This window comes from Zwartia lucis, from assembly GCF_965234455.1.
In the GTDB taxonomy this organism is placed as follows: Bacteria; Pseudomonadota; Gammaproteobacteria; order Burkholderiales; family Burkholderiaceae_B; genus Zwartia; species Zwartia lucis.
In genome coordinates, this window is record NZ_OZ248472.1 from 1,113,094 (window position 1) to 1,129,664 (window position 16,571).

Below are 16,571 nucleotides of genomic sequence, written 5' to 3' on the forward strand. Positions count from 1 at the left end.
CTTTAACAATGATTGTCTTACGGCAATATTTATAACCTCAATTTATGAAATCTTTTCTGCAAAAAAAATTCTATCACTATTTGTTCAATAAAAAAATAGTTTATAACGTATGCATGGAAGATCCACGAACGGACATGCGTTTGTTTGATCCTACCCCTGAGAGTAATATTTTTGTATTGGCAAGCGGTGGATGTAATGCATTGCACTATGCCTTAGATTCTAATGTTTCTAGTGTTCATTGTGTTGATGCTAATCCTTGTCAAGTCGCATTAGTTAATTTGAAAAAGCAAGTGATCGAGCATGGAAATCATCAAGATCTATGGAAGATGTTCGGTCTTGGATTACACGAATCGCTTGATTCATCTTATGCTCAAAATTATCGACCTGGATTGTCCGGAAAATGCGCAACATATTGGGATAAAAATATAAGAAACTTTCAGATTAATAGTTCAAATCGAGGATTCCATTATCATACTGGTTGTGGTTTTATTACCCGTTGTTTTGGGCTTTTAAATGATGCTCATTTAAGACATATTGCTAGATTATTTGAATTGGATGATAAAAAAGAGCAAACTTTAGTATATGAGAAATATTTAGAGCCGGTATTCAATAGTGTATTGAGTAAGTTATTGATTAATGTCACAACTCGACTTGGAATTCCCAGTCGGCAACTCGGAATGATTAGTCATAAACCATCGGAGGTGATGAAATTTTTAAATACTCGAATAAAATATACGTTAACCGAATTACCCGCCAAGGAAAATTATTTCTACCATCTTTACATTTTTGGAAATTATAGACGTGACTCCGCACCTGAATATTTAAAAGAATGTAATTTTGAATGCCTTAAAAAGGCGCATCACAAGGTAAAGGTTACGAATGCGTACGTTGCAGATTATCTAAATAGTACGCAGCAATACTTTAGCCACTTCGCTTTACTTGATCATTTAGATTGGTTGGTTCACAATCAGAAATTACTTGAGCATCAATGGCGAGCGATCTTATCCCGCTCCCAACCCGGTACGAAATTACTTATTCGCTCATACTTTTCTGGTTTTGAATGGTTGCCTGATTTTGTAAAAAAGCATGTCGAAATTTCCACAGATATTGATTCACATATTTCGATGGACCGACTAGGCATCTATAATAAAACCCATTTGTTATTTGTTAAATAAATTTAATCCAATGGGCACACTTGACACCAAAGATAATTTAATCAGGCACTATAAAAAAGATGCGTTAATTTATGATTTAAATCGACGATTTTTTTTGTTTGGTCGCAATCATTTGATTAATCAAATAGGAAGAAAGTTAAATCCGTCTTCCATTCTTGAAATTGGATGTGGCACGGGTGTGAATTTGATTAAATTAAACAAGTTATTTCCGAGTTCTAGCATTACAGGTTTAGACGTTTCGCCGGAAATGTTAAATGTAGCTCGAACAAAAATTTCTCAAAATACAAATATTACCTTGATCAATGAGATGTTTGATCAGCATACGTCCTTACCAACATTTGACCTGATTTTGTGTTCCTACACCGCATCAACGGTGCCAAATTTGCCAATTTTCTTAAGCGCAATCGCAACGCATTTAGCTAATCAAGGCCATTTTGCATGCGTAGATTTCTTTAGCTCTAATAATAGTTTTTTTGAACGCTGGATTTCGCACAGTATACCAATCCGAACACATTTCCCTGAGGAGTTGTTAGATAAATTTTTTGTAAAAAAGCAAATCCAGGTTAGTTCTGCCTATGGCGGGATTTGGAAATATTTCCATTACATCGGTCAAAAAAGATGAATGTACTGTGCACCTCTGATTGGCATATGGGTATCTATGGTGACCCAAGTGATGCACTAAAACTTAATAATAGTCAGTTATTGGATCTATTAAGCAGATGGGAAGCACAATATGATCTTATTCTTTTTAATGGTGACATACTCGAAGTTCTAAAAAGTGCACGTATTAAATTCTCACACAACGACCAGGCACAAAGAGTTATAGAAGATCGTCTGCCCGTGATAGAAAAAATAATGTCTCTAAAGAATTATCATTGGATAGTTGGTAATCACGATTATCCGCTTGAACAATTACTCGGGTTACCGCAGTCATTGACTGTTCAGTTGGATAATGACTACACGCTCATTGCTGAGCACGGCCATTTACTCAGAGCGCCGTTAGAACATTATTCGCAATATGCATGGCATTTCCATTTAATGTATTGCTTGGGTTGGTGGGTAGATAGAATAGGCATGAAACTCTCTGGAAAGCAGTTTTGTGTGGATAATATGATCGCCCAATCCTTGCATGAGTGGCGTCTATCCAAGGATAAGAGAAACCTTTACGAAAAATTCAAAGATCGTGCTATCAGATTTGCATTTTCTTACGCTAGTTTAAATTCTGACGTGAATTATTCTTCGCTAGACGATTTTTTCCTAAATAAGGCACAGAAACTGTTTGGCCAAAGAAAAACATTAGTGACTTTTGGACATAGTCATCATCGTAAGACTCAGTATTTTGATAATAACAACGTCTATGTCAATACAGGTAATTTTAGCGACTATAACGGATATAGCACGTCGATTTTTTCAACTGATAAAGGTACGATATCCATAGTTAAGAATCAGTAATTATTCTGGATTTATTGAGAAGATGATTCATTTATAACAAGCTTGATTAAATCGACTAAATAGTTATACAACACTATCTGGACTTATCTTTTGGTGATAAGTCCATTAACCGCTAGAGACGCACAGTGTCGAACCTACTCACTCAACGAACACACTCCATGGCATTTATTGTTGGAGTCATGCTCATTGACTCTATTAGTTTTGGTATTACCTTACCGGTCACTCCTCAAATCATCATGACTGTAGGAAAACTAGGGTTGGCGGAGGCTAGCCTTTTATCTGGATATCTTTTTCTTGTTTACGCTTGCGTGCAGTTTTTTTCTTCACCTATTTTAGGGAATTTGGGAGATAAATATGGACGTCGCCCAATTTTACTTTGTTCCCTACTTGCATTAACCGTTGCCTACTGCATACCTGTTTTTGCGACAACGCTTGAATGGCTATTTTTCTCGCGCATAGTTGCTGGCTGTGCAAGTGCGACGTATGCTTGTGCTTACGCTTATGTTGTTGACATCTCACCCCTTGAGCAACGGGCACAGCGTTTTGGGCTGATTGGCGCAACCTTCGGACTGGGGTTGGTGATTGGTCCCGTCATTGGCGGTATTTTGGGGGCCTGGGATACTCGCGCCCCTTTTGCTGTAGCCAGCATACTTTGTATGGCAAATCTTTGTTACGGCTTCTTCTTCTTAAATGAGTCCCTTGCAAAAAGTGCTCGGCGAGACTTCAAAATTAAAGAGCTAAATCCTATTGGTTCGATGCTTCGTATAGCAAAGTATCCAGCCATGAAGGGTATAACGTTGGCCTATTTTCTTTTTGTCATCGCACCCTTCGCGTTACCTAGTTATTGGACGTTTTTTGTCATTGAAAAATTCAAATGGTCTGAACTCGAAATAGGCCTTTCGCAAGGATTTTATGGGTTGATGATGGTGATCATGCAAGGCTTAATTTATCGCTGGGCTTTGCGGAGCCTAGGATCTTTCAAAGCGATTGTCTTAGGTATGGTGGGAGCTCTTGTTGCCTATATTTGCTATGCGTTTGCCGAGCACGGTTGGCAGCTTTATCTGATCATAGCGGTCACAGCAATATCAGGATTCGTTCTCCCATCACTGCAACTCATCATGACAAGTCAAATCCCCGCTGACTCACAAGGGGAGTTGCAAGGCGCACTAAGCAGTTTAAATAGCTTGGCATCAATTATTGGTCCGCTGATGCTCACGCAATTATTCTTTTATTTCACAAACACGGGGACTGTCTGGTATTTTCCAGGTATCTCATTTTTTGTTCTTGCGTTGCTCACAGGGTTTGCTTTGTTTTTTTTCGTCATCACCTTTAGACGGCATCAACTAAACTGACACTTATCGTTTTTTGCCTTAGCCGAAATCATAACCGTATTCAAACGAATCGAGTGGCGTTGGGGCTAGTTCATAGGTGCAGCGACGCAAGAAGTCCATCAGTGCATGGGTGTTGCCTGCACGTGCTTGAATATCATCAGGGGCAATAGGCTCGCCAATCACCACCCTTACGGGCGTATCCACACGTTTTGCAAACTCCCTTAGCAATAGGCTAACTCGAAGTGTGCTGTGCGCATGGCTAGCCAACTGAAACAGACGGCTATTTTCGCCCTCGAAATATATTGGGACGACAGTTGCCCCGCTCTTTAAGATCAAGCGCGCCGTGAAGGCGCGCCAACGTGGATCCATTGGTCTTGAAAAGAGTCTTGCACTCGTTGATACCGTGCCGCCTGGAAAGAGGCCAATTGCAGATCCTTCAAGCAAAGCACTGACTGCATCCTTTCGGGTTCTTGCATTTGCGACTAATGCTTGTTTAGTATTGTCAAAATCGATAGGCAAGAGGAATGGCCTAATTTGGGGCGATGTCATAAAAATTTGATGAGCAATAATTCGAAATTCTGGCCTTGTACACGATAAGATATACCCCATCACCATGCTGTCCAGTATCCCGTAAGGATGATTGGCAACCAAAATAAGTGGGCCTGTTTTTGGGATATTTGACAGGTTGCTGTTAACGAACTCCAGACTAATTCCATAACAGTTCACGACGCTTTTCCAGACATTTGGTTCGGCCAACATTTTCCCTTCGTCTTCGTAACGGCGCATCCGCTCGATTAGACTGAATCGAGCAGTGAAATTTTCAATTCCACTGATCATCAAACGTTTCGCAAGCGGTTGTGAAGTTTGGGCGTAAGTAAAAGCGTTCTTGTAAAAACTTTCAGAATTTCTTTGCATGTTCTGATGGACGGGTAATGTGGGACCGCATGCTCAGTTAAAGGGTGGCGCATTTCTCAAATCATACATATTGCTCGTGGCCCAAAACGCCGTACATTGATGCGCTGAGTCGGCATCGTAAGGTGCAACTGCTCCTGGCTTAAGCAACAGCACACTAGAAGATTGCTCGCCGGCATAAAGAGGCCAAGCAGGCAAACTTGCTAGATTGGGATTGCCCGTGTAGGCAAATTGAGCCCAATACGCCACCATCTGATTGGCCAATCCTTGAGAAGCTGGCTTCAAATCTGGTGTGTTGATGGCGGACGTATTAGATAAATTGGGAAATAGGTAATTCAACTCAGAGGAATGAACCGGACCCAGATCAAATGTGGGGCAAGGCTCAGAAATGCCTACTTTACATACTGGCGCAGCAGGATCGTCAAATTCAAATTGATAAATAGGTGCTGATACCGAAGGGTTTCGACTCACATAGTTCAGAATGACATTTGAAGTTTGTAAATAAAGGCAATTATTAATACCCACTTCAGGGTTATAGTCCGAGAGCACCTGACCAAAGGTTTTTGCAACGACATTGGGATCACTAGAATGCAATCCTGTCCAGTAATTCGGGTTCATACTGATCTGGGACGAGAAATAGGTTGGACTTAATGCAGGACCTGGATAAAACATAGGCAACCATACGTCATCAATCGTAGAACTATTAATGGCTGGGTTCCTGTTCTCCTGTGCATTCTGCCAGTAGTAACCCACATACAAACCTAGCTCGTTTTTGGTACCACCCATCACCATCGGTACAGTTAACAATAAATTGTTCGCAGCAGCATATTGAAATGATGAGGGTACTGTTGTGTTAACTAATACCGGCGATGCAGCTGGATCACCTGTCACAGGAGAGAATGAGGTAATGTCCGCAGGATTGGCGTCAGTATAAACGCCCTGCTGTTCCAAGATTTGGGCGACCGTTTTGCTACGCATACAGCTCAAGGTTTCTGCATTGCTTGGACAACCTAAACCATTTTGAATACTTTCGCTTGCCTTACCTTTGGCCTGAGCTTGAACGACTGTAGGCAATTGCGCCATACAACCTGCGCTGATTGTCAGCGCTTTCTTAAATAAACCATTGACCTGAGAGGGTGCGGAAATATGCATGCAAACAGAGCCGGCTCCTGCCGACTCGCCTGCAATGGTTACGTTGTTTTTATCTCCCCCAAATGATGCAATATTGTTTTGGACCCATTGCATGGCTAGACGCTGATCTTCCAAGCCATAATTACCATTAAAGATTTTGCCATTTGACGTTGTTTCGAAGGCAGGATTCGGCATGAAGCCTAAAGCACCAAGGCGATAATTCATTGAAACAACAACCATCTTTCCTTCGGCTGCCAATTTATCCAGTCGATATAAATTGGAAGATCCACCAATAAATGCACCACCATGAATCCAAACAAAAACGGGTAGATTATCTGTAGACTTGGTGCCAGCAGGTGTGCTGACATTGATACTTAAGCAATCTTCATTTGTGCTGCCTTCAGTTAAATTAAAGCGCGCTTGCTGAGGACATGCGGGACCAAAATCGTAAGCTTTAAAAACGTCAGTGCCGAGCGTGGTAACAGGCATTGGTAAGGCCCAACGACGAGTCCCCGCTGGTGCCAAAGCATAGGGTATTCCACGATACTCGTACACGCTATAAGGGTTGCCTGATTCAACGCCGCCAGTTGCTGGCGGAGGATTATAGGCACGTACCACACCCTGAATACTACCCGTAGAAATTTGTATCACTGGCGTCAGACTAATTGAATTCCTCAATTCACCGTCAGAACATGCTGATAAGAGGGCCAGCAGGCTGATGAAGAAACATCGGAAGAAATGACGGCTCAAGGCTAGCATCGGTTGCAACCTATAGAAAAAACAGGGATTATCAGACAAGATAATTATCTACTGAAATACTGCAAAATCCCATAACCATTGTTCCAGGTAAAAGAAAATAGCGCTTAGTTTATTGAGATCTGGCAAGCGCCGTGGTTTACTTTAGAGAAGATCAAGCTGTTGCAATCGCTAACAATTCAGCTGCCAAAGGTATGACTTAATCTACCATGTCGATGATTTATCATCATTCAGTCGCTTACTCGGCCTGACCACCTTGGATGCTAGACCCACACACTCCAGCAACTGAATCACCGAAAACGTTAGATCGATCTCAAACCAACGGTGTCCGTGCCGAGCAGAACGAGCGTCTGCATGGTGGTTGTTATGCCACCCTTCGCCGAAGGATATCAGTGCGGCAAACCAATTATTGCGACTGTTGTCTGGGGTATTGTAATTACGATATCCAAACAAGTGCGCGAGAGAATTCACCGTGTAAGCGACGTGCCAGACCACAACCGTACGGACAAAAACACCCCAAATTAATATGCTGAAACCAAATTGAGTCGCTTGCAAGAGGGATCCACTCCAAAGTAGTTCTAGTGCAAAGCCGACTGAAAAGTACAATACCCAAGACCCAACGACGATCAAACCATATAGTGCCGTTGTCTCGAGCTTTTTGTAAAAAGGATCGCGCAAGATATCTTTGGCGAAGTGGGTATAGATCGCGTCGCGATTGATTTGGTCATTTTTGAAAAATAGCCAACCTACATGCGCCCAAAGAAATCCTGCCAAGGGGGTATGAGGATCATCTGACTCATCAGACTTAACGTGATGCCAACGATGTATCCCAACCCACCTTGCGGGAGTATCTTGCATGCAGCAAATTGCCAGTACGGCAAAAACATATTCAAGCCACTTAGGGCACACTAAACTTTTATGGGTCAACAGGCGGTGATAGCCAAGATTAATCCCTAGGTAGCCGATTACGAATACACCAACTACCATGACCCACACACTTGACCAATTGAACAGCCATGGCAAGCATGCAAGCATTGCCATCAGGTGAACACCGACAACCGTCAGCACACCGACCCAGGCGATCTGTCGAAGCGCGACTCCATCTGGAAGTGGTAAGCGCACTATTTTCTTTGGCATGACGGTGTCGCCTAAAGTTCCGTAATTGGTTGCAGCAACGCTGCTGAAGGATAGCTGATCTTATCGCGCGCAACAACACGGCGGCATATGCACATTGTTGTCCAAAATACGGACAAACAGAATTGAAGTGTTCCTAAGTGCTGCCTACACTGTGTCGAGCATATGCAGTCAAACAAAATTAGAAAATATAAAAATCATAAGCGATAGAGGGTAACAACATGCTAGGGGTACAGTTTCAAGAGGAATTTTCAGCGAGTGCAAAAGATTTGATGAGTCGACTCGATAACGAGTCGAGAAATCGTAAAAATAATATGCACGGCAATGGTTCTGATCGCAAAGTCTGGAAACAGCTTGCGGAGGCAGGATGGTTTTCTGTATTGATTCCCCAAGAGGACGGTGGTCTTGGCTTAGGTCTTGGTGAGATGGCTGCCATTGCTGCCGAAGCTGGAAAGTCACTGCTACCCGAACCATATATAGCAACCGCCGTGCAATTAGTCTCACTGCTTAACGTATGTCCACCCAGCGACATTAAGGCTGAGCTGCTGAATCAAATCATGGAGGGTGTTCTGATTGGAGGTGTTGCATGGCAGGAGCACCTTGGCCAAATTGATCCCGGGATACCTGCGATGCGCATTCGTCGCGACGGAGCCGAAGTTGAATTAAATGGCGCCAAGTGCTTCGTGGTGCCTTCGACAGATACGGATGGTTGGGTGGTAAACGGCTGCTCCGAGACCGGCGAGTCATTTCTGCTGTGGGTGCCAAGTGATGTAGTCGGCGTGACATGCAAGGCGTACAGAGGCGTGGATGGCTCGAGCGTAGCAGACATTCAGTTTAATCACGTTCGCGTGAGTGGCCGTAACGTCTTGGCAGTCAGTCACAACGTCTCGGAGATGATCACTCAAGCCTGCGACTACACCCGAATAATTGTGGCGGCCGATTTACTTGGCGTGATCGATAAAGCTTTTGAAATCACCTTAAGCTACGTCAAACTCAGAAAGCAGTTTGGTAAACCTGTGGGATCATTTCAAGCGTTAAAGCACAAAATTGTTGATTGTTATGTTCACACAGAAATTGCACGTGCAACTTTAGAAGAAAATCTAAACACATCACTGAATGATTCTTCATTAAAAATAAATGCAAGTCGAGTCAAGGCCAGACTTTCACATGCGTCGTTGTTTGTCACACGTAGTTCAATTCAATTTCATGGGGCCATTGGCTTTACAGATGAATACAGCATTGGTTTGTATTTGAAGAGAGCTACGTTTCTGTCGGCATGGCTAGGCAATGCAAGTGTGAACCGAGATCGCTATCTTTCGTGCCTACTTGAGGGCGTGTCACCCGACGCGGAGGAGCGAAAGGTAGAGATTCCTTCCGATAACGATTTTAATAGTATGTCTGAGGAAGACTTCAGGGCAATGTTGCGTACTTTTTTTAGAAGCAACTATCCTGAAGACATGCGAAATATTCAGCGCAGACTTTATTGGGACGAAGTCAAGAGCTGGACTGAGACGCTGTCAAAGCAAGGATGGTTAGCGCCTGGCTGGCCCAAAGAGTTTGGGGGGCTCGGACTGTCTGCCGAAAAGTTGATTGCTTATGTTGAAGAGTATGAGGGATACGGGGTTGCAAGAACCCTTGACATGGGCCCTGTGATGGTGGGCCCACTGCTCATCAAGCACGGCACTGCAGCGCAGAGGGAAAGATTTTTACCGAAGATACTTTCAGCAGAACACCGCTGGTGTCAAGGCTACTCAGAACCGGGTGCGGGTTCAGACCTTGCCGCACTCAGTACGCAGGCTGTTGTTGAGGGCGACAGTTTTGTGGTGAATGGTCAAAAAATTTGGACGACGCTGGCCCACAATGCTACGCATATGTTCACCTTAGTCAGGACTGACAAGACGACTAAAAAACAGGCTGGAATTAGTTTTCTTCTGATTGAATTAAGTACGCCGGGTATTACGATTCGGCCCATCCGGGATATCAGTGGACAAGTTGAGTTCTGCGAGGTTTTTTTGCAGGATGTCAGAGTTCCCTTGGAAAATTTAGTCGGAGACTTAAATCAGGGCTGGGCGATGGCCAAGGCCTTATTAGGTTTTGAGCGCATTTTTTTAGGGAGCCCAAAGCAAGGACGCTACGCATTGAGCCAGTTAAAGAGCTTGGCTGACAAGAAGGGTCTATTTGCCGACAACATGTTTCGTGCTCAATATGCTGAAATGCACTTGCAGGTCGATGATCAGGCCTCCTGTTATGCAAAGTATGCAGATCTCGTGAAGCGAGGCGAACCGATACCGCCTAGCATTTCTTTGCTAAAAATCTGGGGAACGGAAACGTACCAAGGTATCTGTTTGGCGCTCAACGATTGGGCGCATGAGTTAAGCGCTCTAAACGAGGCTTATTTTGATGAGCTTCCCAATCTTCAGCCTCCTGCCATTCTTTACAACGCGATACCGTCCACCATCTATGGCGGAAGCTCGCAAATTCAGCGCGAAATCATTGCAAGGAATGTGTTGGAAATCCCCGGGGAGTAAGGAATATACCGATTGGCTGAATACGTCGACGACGGTCAACATCAGGCTGTATGAGAATGCTTGTCATATTTTAAGGAAGCGCAATGGTTGCATCATGTGTTCACAGCGAGAGAGATCAAGAGAACTCGCATGTGTTGTTAGTGACGATCAATCACCCACCCGCCAACGCAATCACTTTGCAGACCTACAAAGATTTATGTGATTTGTTTGGTGGGCTTGAACAGGACAAAACAGTCCGCTGTGTGATCATCACTGGCGCTGGCGATAAGTTCTTTAGTGCAGGCAGTGATGTCAAAGAACTTGGAGACTTAAACCCAAATTCAGCGAGGGAGCGGTCTCGTTATGCCCGGCGAGCGTTTGAGAGCATTCGAAATGCTCCGGTTCCTGTCATTGCGGCCGTCAATGGTTTTGCTCTTGGGTCTGGCCTTGTCATTGCGATGGTATGTGATGTTGTCATCGCATGCGAGCAAGCGAAGTTCGGTCTCCCCGAGATCAATGCAGGAGTGATGGGCGGTACTAAACATTTGGCGAGGGTTGTGCCTGAAAAGACGATGCGACTCATGGCATTGACAGGACGAATGCTGTCGGCGCAAGACCTACAGCGTCTTGGTGTCATATATCAAGTGACCGAGCGAAACGACTTGCTGCAGGTGGCCTTATCGCTTGCTTCGGAAATTACAGAGAAAAGTCCAGCTGGCGTGAGTCTGATGAAGGAAGTGATTAACCTCACTGAGTCGATGAATCTGCCAGACGGCTATCACGTTGAAACTTACGCAACTGCGATCATCACGGCGCATCCCAACTCTAAGGAGGCTGCTCAAGCCTTTAAAGAGAAAAGAAAGCCTAAGTTTGAAAACTAAAAGGACACACTCATGACCGACTCGTCTTTGAGTCATCCAAAAGATCGGACATTACCTAGATGGCCATTACGCTTCACCCCAGAATTACAAAAGCGAAATAATGAATTTTGGCCAAATAGAAATATTCTTGATTTTATAGGCGACTACTACCTCTCTCGACAGCACGAGGTCGTTGTTGTAGATCGTCAAAACCGTTATTCGTATTTCGATATTCTGGAAATGGCTGACAGTTTTGCGGCTTGGATGGAGTCCCTTGGCCTGGGTTCTGGAGATGTCGTTTCATTTCAACTGCCAAACTGGTATCAAGCCGAAGTTATTCACCTTGCGTGTGCAAAAATCGCTGCGGTTCTGAATCCTATCGTACCGATTTACCGCGAGCGCGAACTCAATTACATCCTGAGAGATGCAGAGACAAGCCTACTGATCATCCCTGGCACCTACCGCGGCTTTGACTATAGCGAGATGGTCAGCATGCTCGATTGCAAAATTCCCCATATTGTGACCTGTGGTCCAGCAAGCGAAACATTTATTTCTTTTGATGCGATTATTGAGGCCTTCAAGGGTGTGAAACCTACAGGACAAGCGATCCATCCTGATGCCTTAGCGTATCTTTTGTATACCTCTGGAACCGAGTCTGAGCCCAAGGGTGTCGAGAATACGCAAAATGTGATGATCTTTGATCTGCTTAATTTGATCGAGAACAACCGTATCAATGAAAGCGATATTTTGTTTGGTGCATCACCAGTTACGCATATCACAGGACTGATTTATTACCTTTTACTGCCCTTTGTACGAGGCAATAGAGTTTGTTTATTTGATACTTGGGATCCAGGAAAAGCGGCTCAGTTAATAGAAGAGGAAGGCTGTACCTGGACTGTTGGTGCAACCCCATTTTTGCATGACCTGTTGCACGATGAGCGCGCTCAACGTCATAGCATTAAAAGTTTGCGTGCTTTTCGGTGTGGCGGGGCGGATGTGCCACCAAGTCTTATTACAGAGGCGAATTCGCGCGGTATCAAAGCCTACCGTGCGTATGGCTGTACTGAGCATCCGACCATCTCTGGAATGCTTTACGTAAATGATGGTGCGCGAAACCTTTTAAAGAGTGCTCATACTGATGGTAAGTTGCATCCTCATATTGAATTGAAATGTATTGATTCAGAGGATGGCGTAACAGAAAAGGCATTAGGCGAGATTGGTGAGATTTTGACGCGTGGACCCGACTTGTCGATGGGATATCACAAAGAGGAGTTGAATGTACGCGCGTTTGACCAAGAAGGGTGGTTTCACACAGGCGATCTTGGATTCTTGGATGATGACGGCTACTTGACCATTACGGGGCGAAAAAAGGACATCGTGATTCGTAAAGGTGAAAACATCAGTACAAAGGAAATTGAAGACATTCTCTCCGCACACTCTTCTGTAATGTCCGTCGCTGTTGTGGGAGTACCCGATGGTGAGCGTGGAGAGATGGTGTGTGCCGTTGTTGTCCCACGCGCGGGGACTTCTTTTACGTTTAAGCAGATGACTCAAATTTTAATTGAGGCCAATATCGCACGGCAAAAATTTCCAGAGCGACTTGAAATTCGTCATGCGCTGCCGATGACTGCTGCAGGAAAAATTAGGAAAGTACAAATTAGAGCTGAACTGATGGCCGATCAATAAAATATAAATTCAGTTTGAATGAAGTTGTTTTGTAATGCGTTCGTTCAACAAGAGTTGCTGGTACCTATAACAAATGGAGATAACATGAAGACGATTATTCAATTCATTAGTGCAGCCATTCTGCTGATTACAAGTTTATATGCGCATGCGCAGCCGTTCCCAAACAAGCCTATTACTTTTGTGATTCCTTTTGCAGCAGGTGGTCCAACCGACTTACTAGGTAGAACCTTGGCTGTTAAGTTGAGTGAAGTGCTTGGCGAGAAGGTGATTGTCGATAATCGAGCAGGTGCGGGTGGAAGCGTGGCTGCCCTGTCCGTTAAGAAGTCGCCCGCTGACGGGTACACAATCATGCTGATTACGGTTGGAACGCAGGCCATCAATCCGTTCATTTTTCCAAAGATCGGCTATGACTCGCTTAAGGATTTTTCCTACATTACAACGATTGGAAACTACGAGTTAGTCCTAGTCGTCAATGGACAAGCGCCTTTCAAAAATTTGAATGATTTAATTGCACGAGGAAAGGGTCCTTCCGGAAAGACTGATTTTGGTTCAGGTGGTATTGGAACGACGAGTCACCTCGCCGGAGAGTTGTTTAAAAAGAGTCAGGGAATGCAGGCACAACACGTTCCTTATAAAGGCAGTGCTGCAGCGATGAGTGATGTGATGGCTGGAAATATTACGTTTTTATTTGACCTTGTTTCAACGGGTCGCCCCGCCATTGAGTCGGGTCGAGTCAAAGCGCTTGCAGTAAGCGGTACTAAGCGTTCTGAATTGTTACCCAACGTACCCACGATGGTGGAGCAAGGCGTGACGGGTTTCGATGTGACAGGATGGATGGGCGTTGCGGGTCCGGCAGGAATGCCTAAGGATGTTGTCGACAAGTTACAAAAAGCGATCGCCACGTCTGTCGCTTCTCCTGAGTTTCAAGAGCGCTTAAAGCAGCAGGCGTTTGAGGCAAGTGTTATTTCACCACAGGCCTTCTTGGAGTTGGTGAAGAGTGACATGGATAAGTGGAGCAAGATCGTTAAGGAATCGGGCGCTACCGCGCAATGACCCCATGACAGAATATAAACAAATCCGCTTTCAAGCCGACGCTGGCGTTGCGATTGTGACGCTTAGCAACATGCCCGTGAATGCCTTTTCAAAAGTAATGAGTGATGAACTCACGCATTGTTTCGATTTTATTTCAGAAACTGAAGCGATTCGGGCTGTTGTTCTGATCGGAGAGGGTAAGGTTTTTTGTGCGGGTGCAGACCTAAAGGGACGTGCTGGAGTCATCAAAGACCCCGGTGATTTGACCGCACATCTTCGTCGCTCAAGAGAGTGTTTTCACTCAATCAGGGAGTGCAGCAAACCGGTAGTTGCTGCGCTGAACGGACCTGCTTTAGGCGCGGGTCTTGTTCTAGCTGCCTCTGCAGACGTGTTGATCGCCTCGGAAAACGGTTCTCTTGGCTTGCCCGAAGTCGATGTGGGTTTAATGGGCGGGGCTGGTCATGCTTCGCGCTTGTTTTCACACTCAATGTTGCGCACGATGGCCTTAACGGGATATAGAGTTCCTGCTGCCGAATTATTTCGACTCGGCGTCGTGAATTGCGTGGTGAGTCCGGAAGGGCTGTTGCCCAAAGCGTTAGAGTTTGCCCATTCGATCGCGGGCAAAAGCCCCTTGGCCGTTCAGCTCAGTAAACAAACATTAAATGCAATTGAAGAGATGAGTCTGCGCGATTCTTATCGTTATGAACAGGATATGACGATTGCACTTGGTAAGACACGAGACTCAAGAGAGGCGCAACTTGCATTTCTTGAAAAACGTCCGCCTGTTTTTATCGGACAATAGCCTCTTACTCTTGTGTTGAAAGCAGGCAATGTGTCTTGTAGTGAAGGTTAGTATTAACGCAATCCGCTTAGCGCCTCTTGCAGACATTTAGCAATGAGGCGCTGATGTGCAATGGACATTCTTTCTGTTGTGGAGGATACGCAGAGCCCTGCAATGGGTTTGCCGTTATCAAATACAGCCATGCCTACGCCCGTGACCCCTGGAATGGCATAACTACCAATAATCGCGTATCCCCTTGATCGTGTGTTGTGCACTAATTGTTTAACCGTTGTGGCTGAAAGCCCGTTGTACTGCGTAAAGCGGGGAGTGTTCACTTGAATGACTCTTTCTAATTCTTCGTCAGAGCCTGCGGCTAAGATTGATAGTCCTCCAGAGCCGATTCCTAGGGGTTGGCGCTGACCAACCGCTAGGGAGTTCACTTGTATGGGGTAGTGGCCGAGCTCACGATGAACGCACATCGAATCAACCCCGTTTTGGATGACGAGGTAGACGGAGTCTCCGGTGCGTTGAGCAATATTTTTCATGCGCGTCATCACCACTTCGAGATTTTTATGCTGAAGCGGTTGTAAAGGAAGTCTCGATCCAAGTCCAATATATTCAAAATTACCGGATTGTTGACAGCGTGTCGCGCATCCTTCGTCGATGAGTGCCTCTAGCAATCTATATACCGTTGGTCTTGGAAGACCGGATTGGCTGGAGATGTCTTGGATCGAAAGGCTTGCAGGATGATTTCTATGGAGTAGCGCAAGGATTTGTAGGCCGCGACGCAATGCGCCGGACGATCCCTCAGCGGATCTTTTGTTGACCATGACGATCCTCAAAGCATTAGAAAACACATTTTATAATTTTTTAATTCGTTGGTCGCGAGTTCGAGTATTGCCCAATCCACCAAGTCCACGAGTTGTTATCACCATGAACAACGCTGTAAATCAGCAGAGCACCTGCAGCATCTTCGCTGCTGACCTTTGCTGCAATGCGTCAACATGTTTGTCGCAAAAATGTTGACAATTTTGTTTGCTCTTTTGTATAGTGAGATCTGCCTTCTAGGAGTCTTCGTATGTCACTGCCTCGCAAGCCGCGCCAATCACAGTCTGCGAGTCAGCCAAAAGAGACGGTTAGAAACAGCTCGCGTGCGGTTGCAAACAAGAAGGATGTGGGCGTTGTGACGCAGGAGTTGCGGCACTTGATCGCCACACAGGAGATACCCCCAGGGTCGAAGCTTAGTGAAGTTTTCTTGTCTGAGAAGTACGGCATCTCGCGAAGTCGTGTTCGCGACGTGTTGAGTACTCTTGAGCAGCGCGGGCTCGTCGAGCGCATTCCCAATCGTGGTGCGATTGTGGTTCGTCTGGATATTTCACAGATTTTTGATCTTTACGAAGTGCGTGAGGTTCTTGAGGGCTTGTGTATTCGCTTAGCAACGATTCGCGGAGACTCAAAAAAGTGGCAAGCCTACCTCAAGGAATTCAATGATCACCTAGAAAATTGTGTCAAACAAGGTGACATTGATCAATACATCGTTGCCTATGAGAGATTCCATGCAGATGTGGTTGCATCGACTGGGAATCAGATTCTGGCGGAAATTCTTGACACTATCTTTGAGCGCACTCAGACGGTCATCCGTCGCACGATCATCCTGCCTGGCAGGGCCGCTCAAGGGTTGAAACAACATCAAGCTGTGTTGACGGCCATGTGTGAGTCAAACCCGGAGAAAGCAGAACAAGCGCGCAGGGAAACGATGCGCAGCGCCAAGTCATATATAGAACGCTATCAAAAATACGTCCTTTAACGGAATA

14 protein-coding genes are annotated in these 16,571 nt (G+C 45.1%); 10 read left to right on the forward strand and 4 right to left on the reverse strand.

From position 1 onward, the window contains the following. Positions 1–44 precede the first annotated feature (44 nt). The 4 genes from AC8GE9_RS05265 (at position 45) to AC8GE9_RS05280 (ending at position 3,979) form a co-directional block, all read left to right on the forward strand. Complete coding sequence (locus tag AC8GE9_RS05265) at positions 45–1,175, forward strand: DUF3419 family protein (protein WP_506676058.1); 1,131 nt, start codon at positions 45–47, stop codon at positions 1,173–1,175. A 10-nt stretch (positions 1,176–1,185) separates the two neighbouring features. Beyond that, positions 1,186–1,797, forward strand: a complete 612-nt coding sequence (locus tag AC8GE9_RS05270) for a class I SAM-dependent methyltransferase (protein ID WP_506676059.1) — start codon at positions 1,186–1,188, stop codon at positions 1,795–1,797. A gap of 26 nt (positions 1,798–1,823) precedes the next feature. Further along, positions 1,824–2,627, forward strand: a complete 804-nt coding sequence (locus AC8GE9_RS05275; RefSeq protein ID WP_506676060.1) for a metallophosphoesterase — start codon at positions 1,824–1,826, stop codon at positions 2,625–2,627. A 158-nt stretch (positions 2,628–2,785) separates the two neighbouring features. Continuing rightward, entirely contained in the window at positions 2,786–3,979 is a 1,194-nt protein-coding gene (locus AC8GE9_RS05280) for an MFS transporter (protein ID WP_506676061.1), read from the forward strand. Between the two features lie 18 nt (positions 3,980–3,997). Here AC8GE9_RS05280 and AC8GE9_RS05285 read toward each other — a convergent pair whose 3' ends face one another. From AC8GE9_RS05285 to AC8GE9_RS05295, 3 genes are all read right to left on the reverse strand, one after another. Next, positions 3,998–4,873, reverse strand: coding sequence for a lysophospholipid acyltransferase family protein (locus AC8GE9_RS05285; protein WP_506676062.1), 876 nt, complete (start codon positions 4,871–4,873; stop codon positions 3,998–4,000). A 33-nt stretch (positions 4,874–4,906) separates the two neighbouring features. After that, positions 4,907–6,799: a carboxylesterase/lipase family protein gene (locus AC8GE9_RS05290; protein ID WP_506676063.1), complete on the reverse strand. Its 1,893-nt coding sequence runs from the start codon at positions 6,797–6,799 to the stop codon at positions 4,907–4,909. Between the two features lie 162 nt (positions 6,800–6,961). Next, a complete protein-coding gene (locus AC8GE9_RS05295; protein WP_506676064.1) occupies positions 6,962–7,894 on the reverse strand; it encodes an acyl-CoA desaturase in 933 nt (310 codons plus the stop codon). A gap of 218 nt (positions 7,895–8,112) precedes the next feature. Here AC8GE9_RS05295 and AC8GE9_RS05300 point away from each other — a divergent pair, with 218 nt between their 5' ends. The 5 genes from AC8GE9_RS05300 (at position 8,113) to AC8GE9_RS05320 (ending at position 14,778) form a co-directional block, all read left to right on the forward strand. Then, the gene (locus tag AC8GE9_RS05300; RefSeq protein WP_506676065.1) at positions 8,113–10,419 is read left to right on the forward strand and encodes an acyl-CoA dehydrogenase family protein; all 2,307 of its coding nucleotides are present in this window, start codon (positions 8,113–8,115) and stop codon (positions 10,417–10,419) included. Positions 10,420–10,502: 83 nt separating this feature from the next. Then, entirely contained in the window at positions 10,503–11,279 is a 777-nt protein-coding gene (locus AC8GE9_RS05305) for an enoyl-CoA hydratase/isomerase family protein (RefSeq protein ID WP_506676066.1), read from the forward strand. 12 nt (positions 11,280–11,291) lie between these two features. After that, the gene (locus tag AC8GE9_RS05310) at positions 11,292–12,944 is read left to right on the forward strand and encodes an AMP-binding protein (RefSeq protein WP_506676067.1); all 1,653 of its coding nucleotides are present in this window, start codon (positions 11,292–11,294) and stop codon (positions 12,942–12,944) included. An 84-nt stretch (positions 12,945–13,028) separates the two neighbouring features. Continuing rightward, positions 13,029–13,997 carry a Bug family tripartite tricarboxylate transporter substrate binding protein gene (locus AC8GE9_RS05315; RefSeq protein WP_506676068.1) on the forward strand — a complete coding sequence of 323 codons (969 nt, stop codon included), beginning with the start codon at positions 13,029–13,031 and terminating at the stop codon, positions 13,995–13,997. 4 nt (positions 13,998–14,001) lie between these two features. Beyond that, positions 14,002–14,778 (forward strand): enoyl-CoA hydratase/isomerase family protein, encoded by a 777-nt coding sequence (locus AC8GE9_RS05320; protein WP_506676069.1) that lies wholly within the window; start codon positions 14,002–14,004, stop codon positions 14,776–14,778. A 53-nt stretch (positions 14,779–14,831) separates the two neighbouring features. On the opposite strand, the gene AC8GE9_RS05325 is transcribed toward AC8GE9_RS05320, so the two are convergent. Further along, positions 14,832–15,587 carry an IclR family transcriptional regulator gene (locus tag AC8GE9_RS05325; protein ID WP_506676070.1) on the reverse strand — a complete coding sequence of 252 codons (756 nt, stop codon included), beginning with the start codon at positions 15,585–15,587 and terminating at the stop codon, positions 14,832–14,834. Between the two features lie 248 nt (positions 15,588–15,835). Between AC8GE9_RS05325 and AC8GE9_RS05330 the strand changes: the two genes are divergently transcribed. Continuing rightward, the gene (locus AC8GE9_RS05330) at positions 15,836–16,564 is read left to right on the forward strand and encodes a GntR family transcriptional regulator (RefSeq protein ID WP_506676071.1); all 729 of its coding nucleotides are present in this window, start codon (positions 15,836–15,838) and stop codon (positions 16,562–16,564) included. The last annotated feature ends 7 nt before the right edge of the window (positions 16,565–16,571 follow it).

Bases quoted from the DNA above. Each gene is read 5' to 3' on its own strand.
- AC8GE9_RS05285 (WP_506676062.1), bottom strand. From the start codon at position 4,873: ATGCAAAGAAATTCTGAAAGTTTTTACAAGAACGCTTTTACTTACGCC.
- AC8GE9_RS05300 (WP_506676065.1), top strand. From the start codon at position 8,113: ATGCTAGGGGTACAGTTTCAAGAGGAATTTTCAGCGAGTGCAAAAGAT.
- AC8GE9_RS05270 (WP_506676059.1), top strand. From the start codon at position 1,186: ATGGGCACACTTGACACCAAAGATAATTTAATCAGGCACTATAAAAAA.
- AC8GE9_RS05280 (WP_506676061.1), top strand. From the start codon at position 2,786: ATGGCATTTATTGTTGGAGTCATGCTCATTGACTCTATTAGTTTTGGT.
- AC8GE9_RS05330 (WP_506676071.1), top strand. From the start codon at position 15,836: ATGTCACTGCCTCGCAAGCCGCGCCAATCACAGTCTGCGAGTCAGCCA.
- AC8GE9_RS05315 (WP_506676068.1), top strand. From the start codon at position 13,029: ATGAAGACGATTATTCAATTCATTAGTGCAGCCATTCTGCTGATTACA.
- AC8GE9_RS05275 (WP_506676060.1), top strand. From the start codon at position 1,824: ATGGGTATCTATGGTGACCCAAGTGATGCACTAAAACTTAATAATAGT.
- AC8GE9_RS05320 (WP_506676069.1), top strand. From the start codon at position 14,002: ATGACAGAATATAAACAAATCCGCTTTCAAGCCGACGCTGGCGTTGCG.
- AC8GE9_RS05310 (WP_506676067.1), top strand. From the start codon at position 11,292: ATGACCGACTCGTCTTTGAGTCATCCAAAAGATCGGACATTACCTAGA.
- AC8GE9_RS05305 (WP_506676066.1), top strand. From the start codon at position 10,503: ATGGTTGCATCATGTGTTCACAGCGAGAGAGATCAAGAGAACTCGCAT.
- AC8GE9_RS05325 (WP_506676070.1), bottom strand. From the start codon at position 15,587: ATGGTCAACAAAAGATCCGCTGAGGGATCGTCCGGCGCATTGCGTCGC.
- AC8GE9_RS05295 (WP_506676064.1), bottom strand. From the start codon at position 7,894: ATGCCAAAGAAAATAGTGCGCTTACCACTTCCAGATGGAGTCGCGCTT.
- AC8GE9_RS05265 (WP_506676058.1), top strand. From the start codon at position 45: ATGAAATCTTTTCTGCAAAAAAAATTCTATCACTATTTGTTCAATAAA.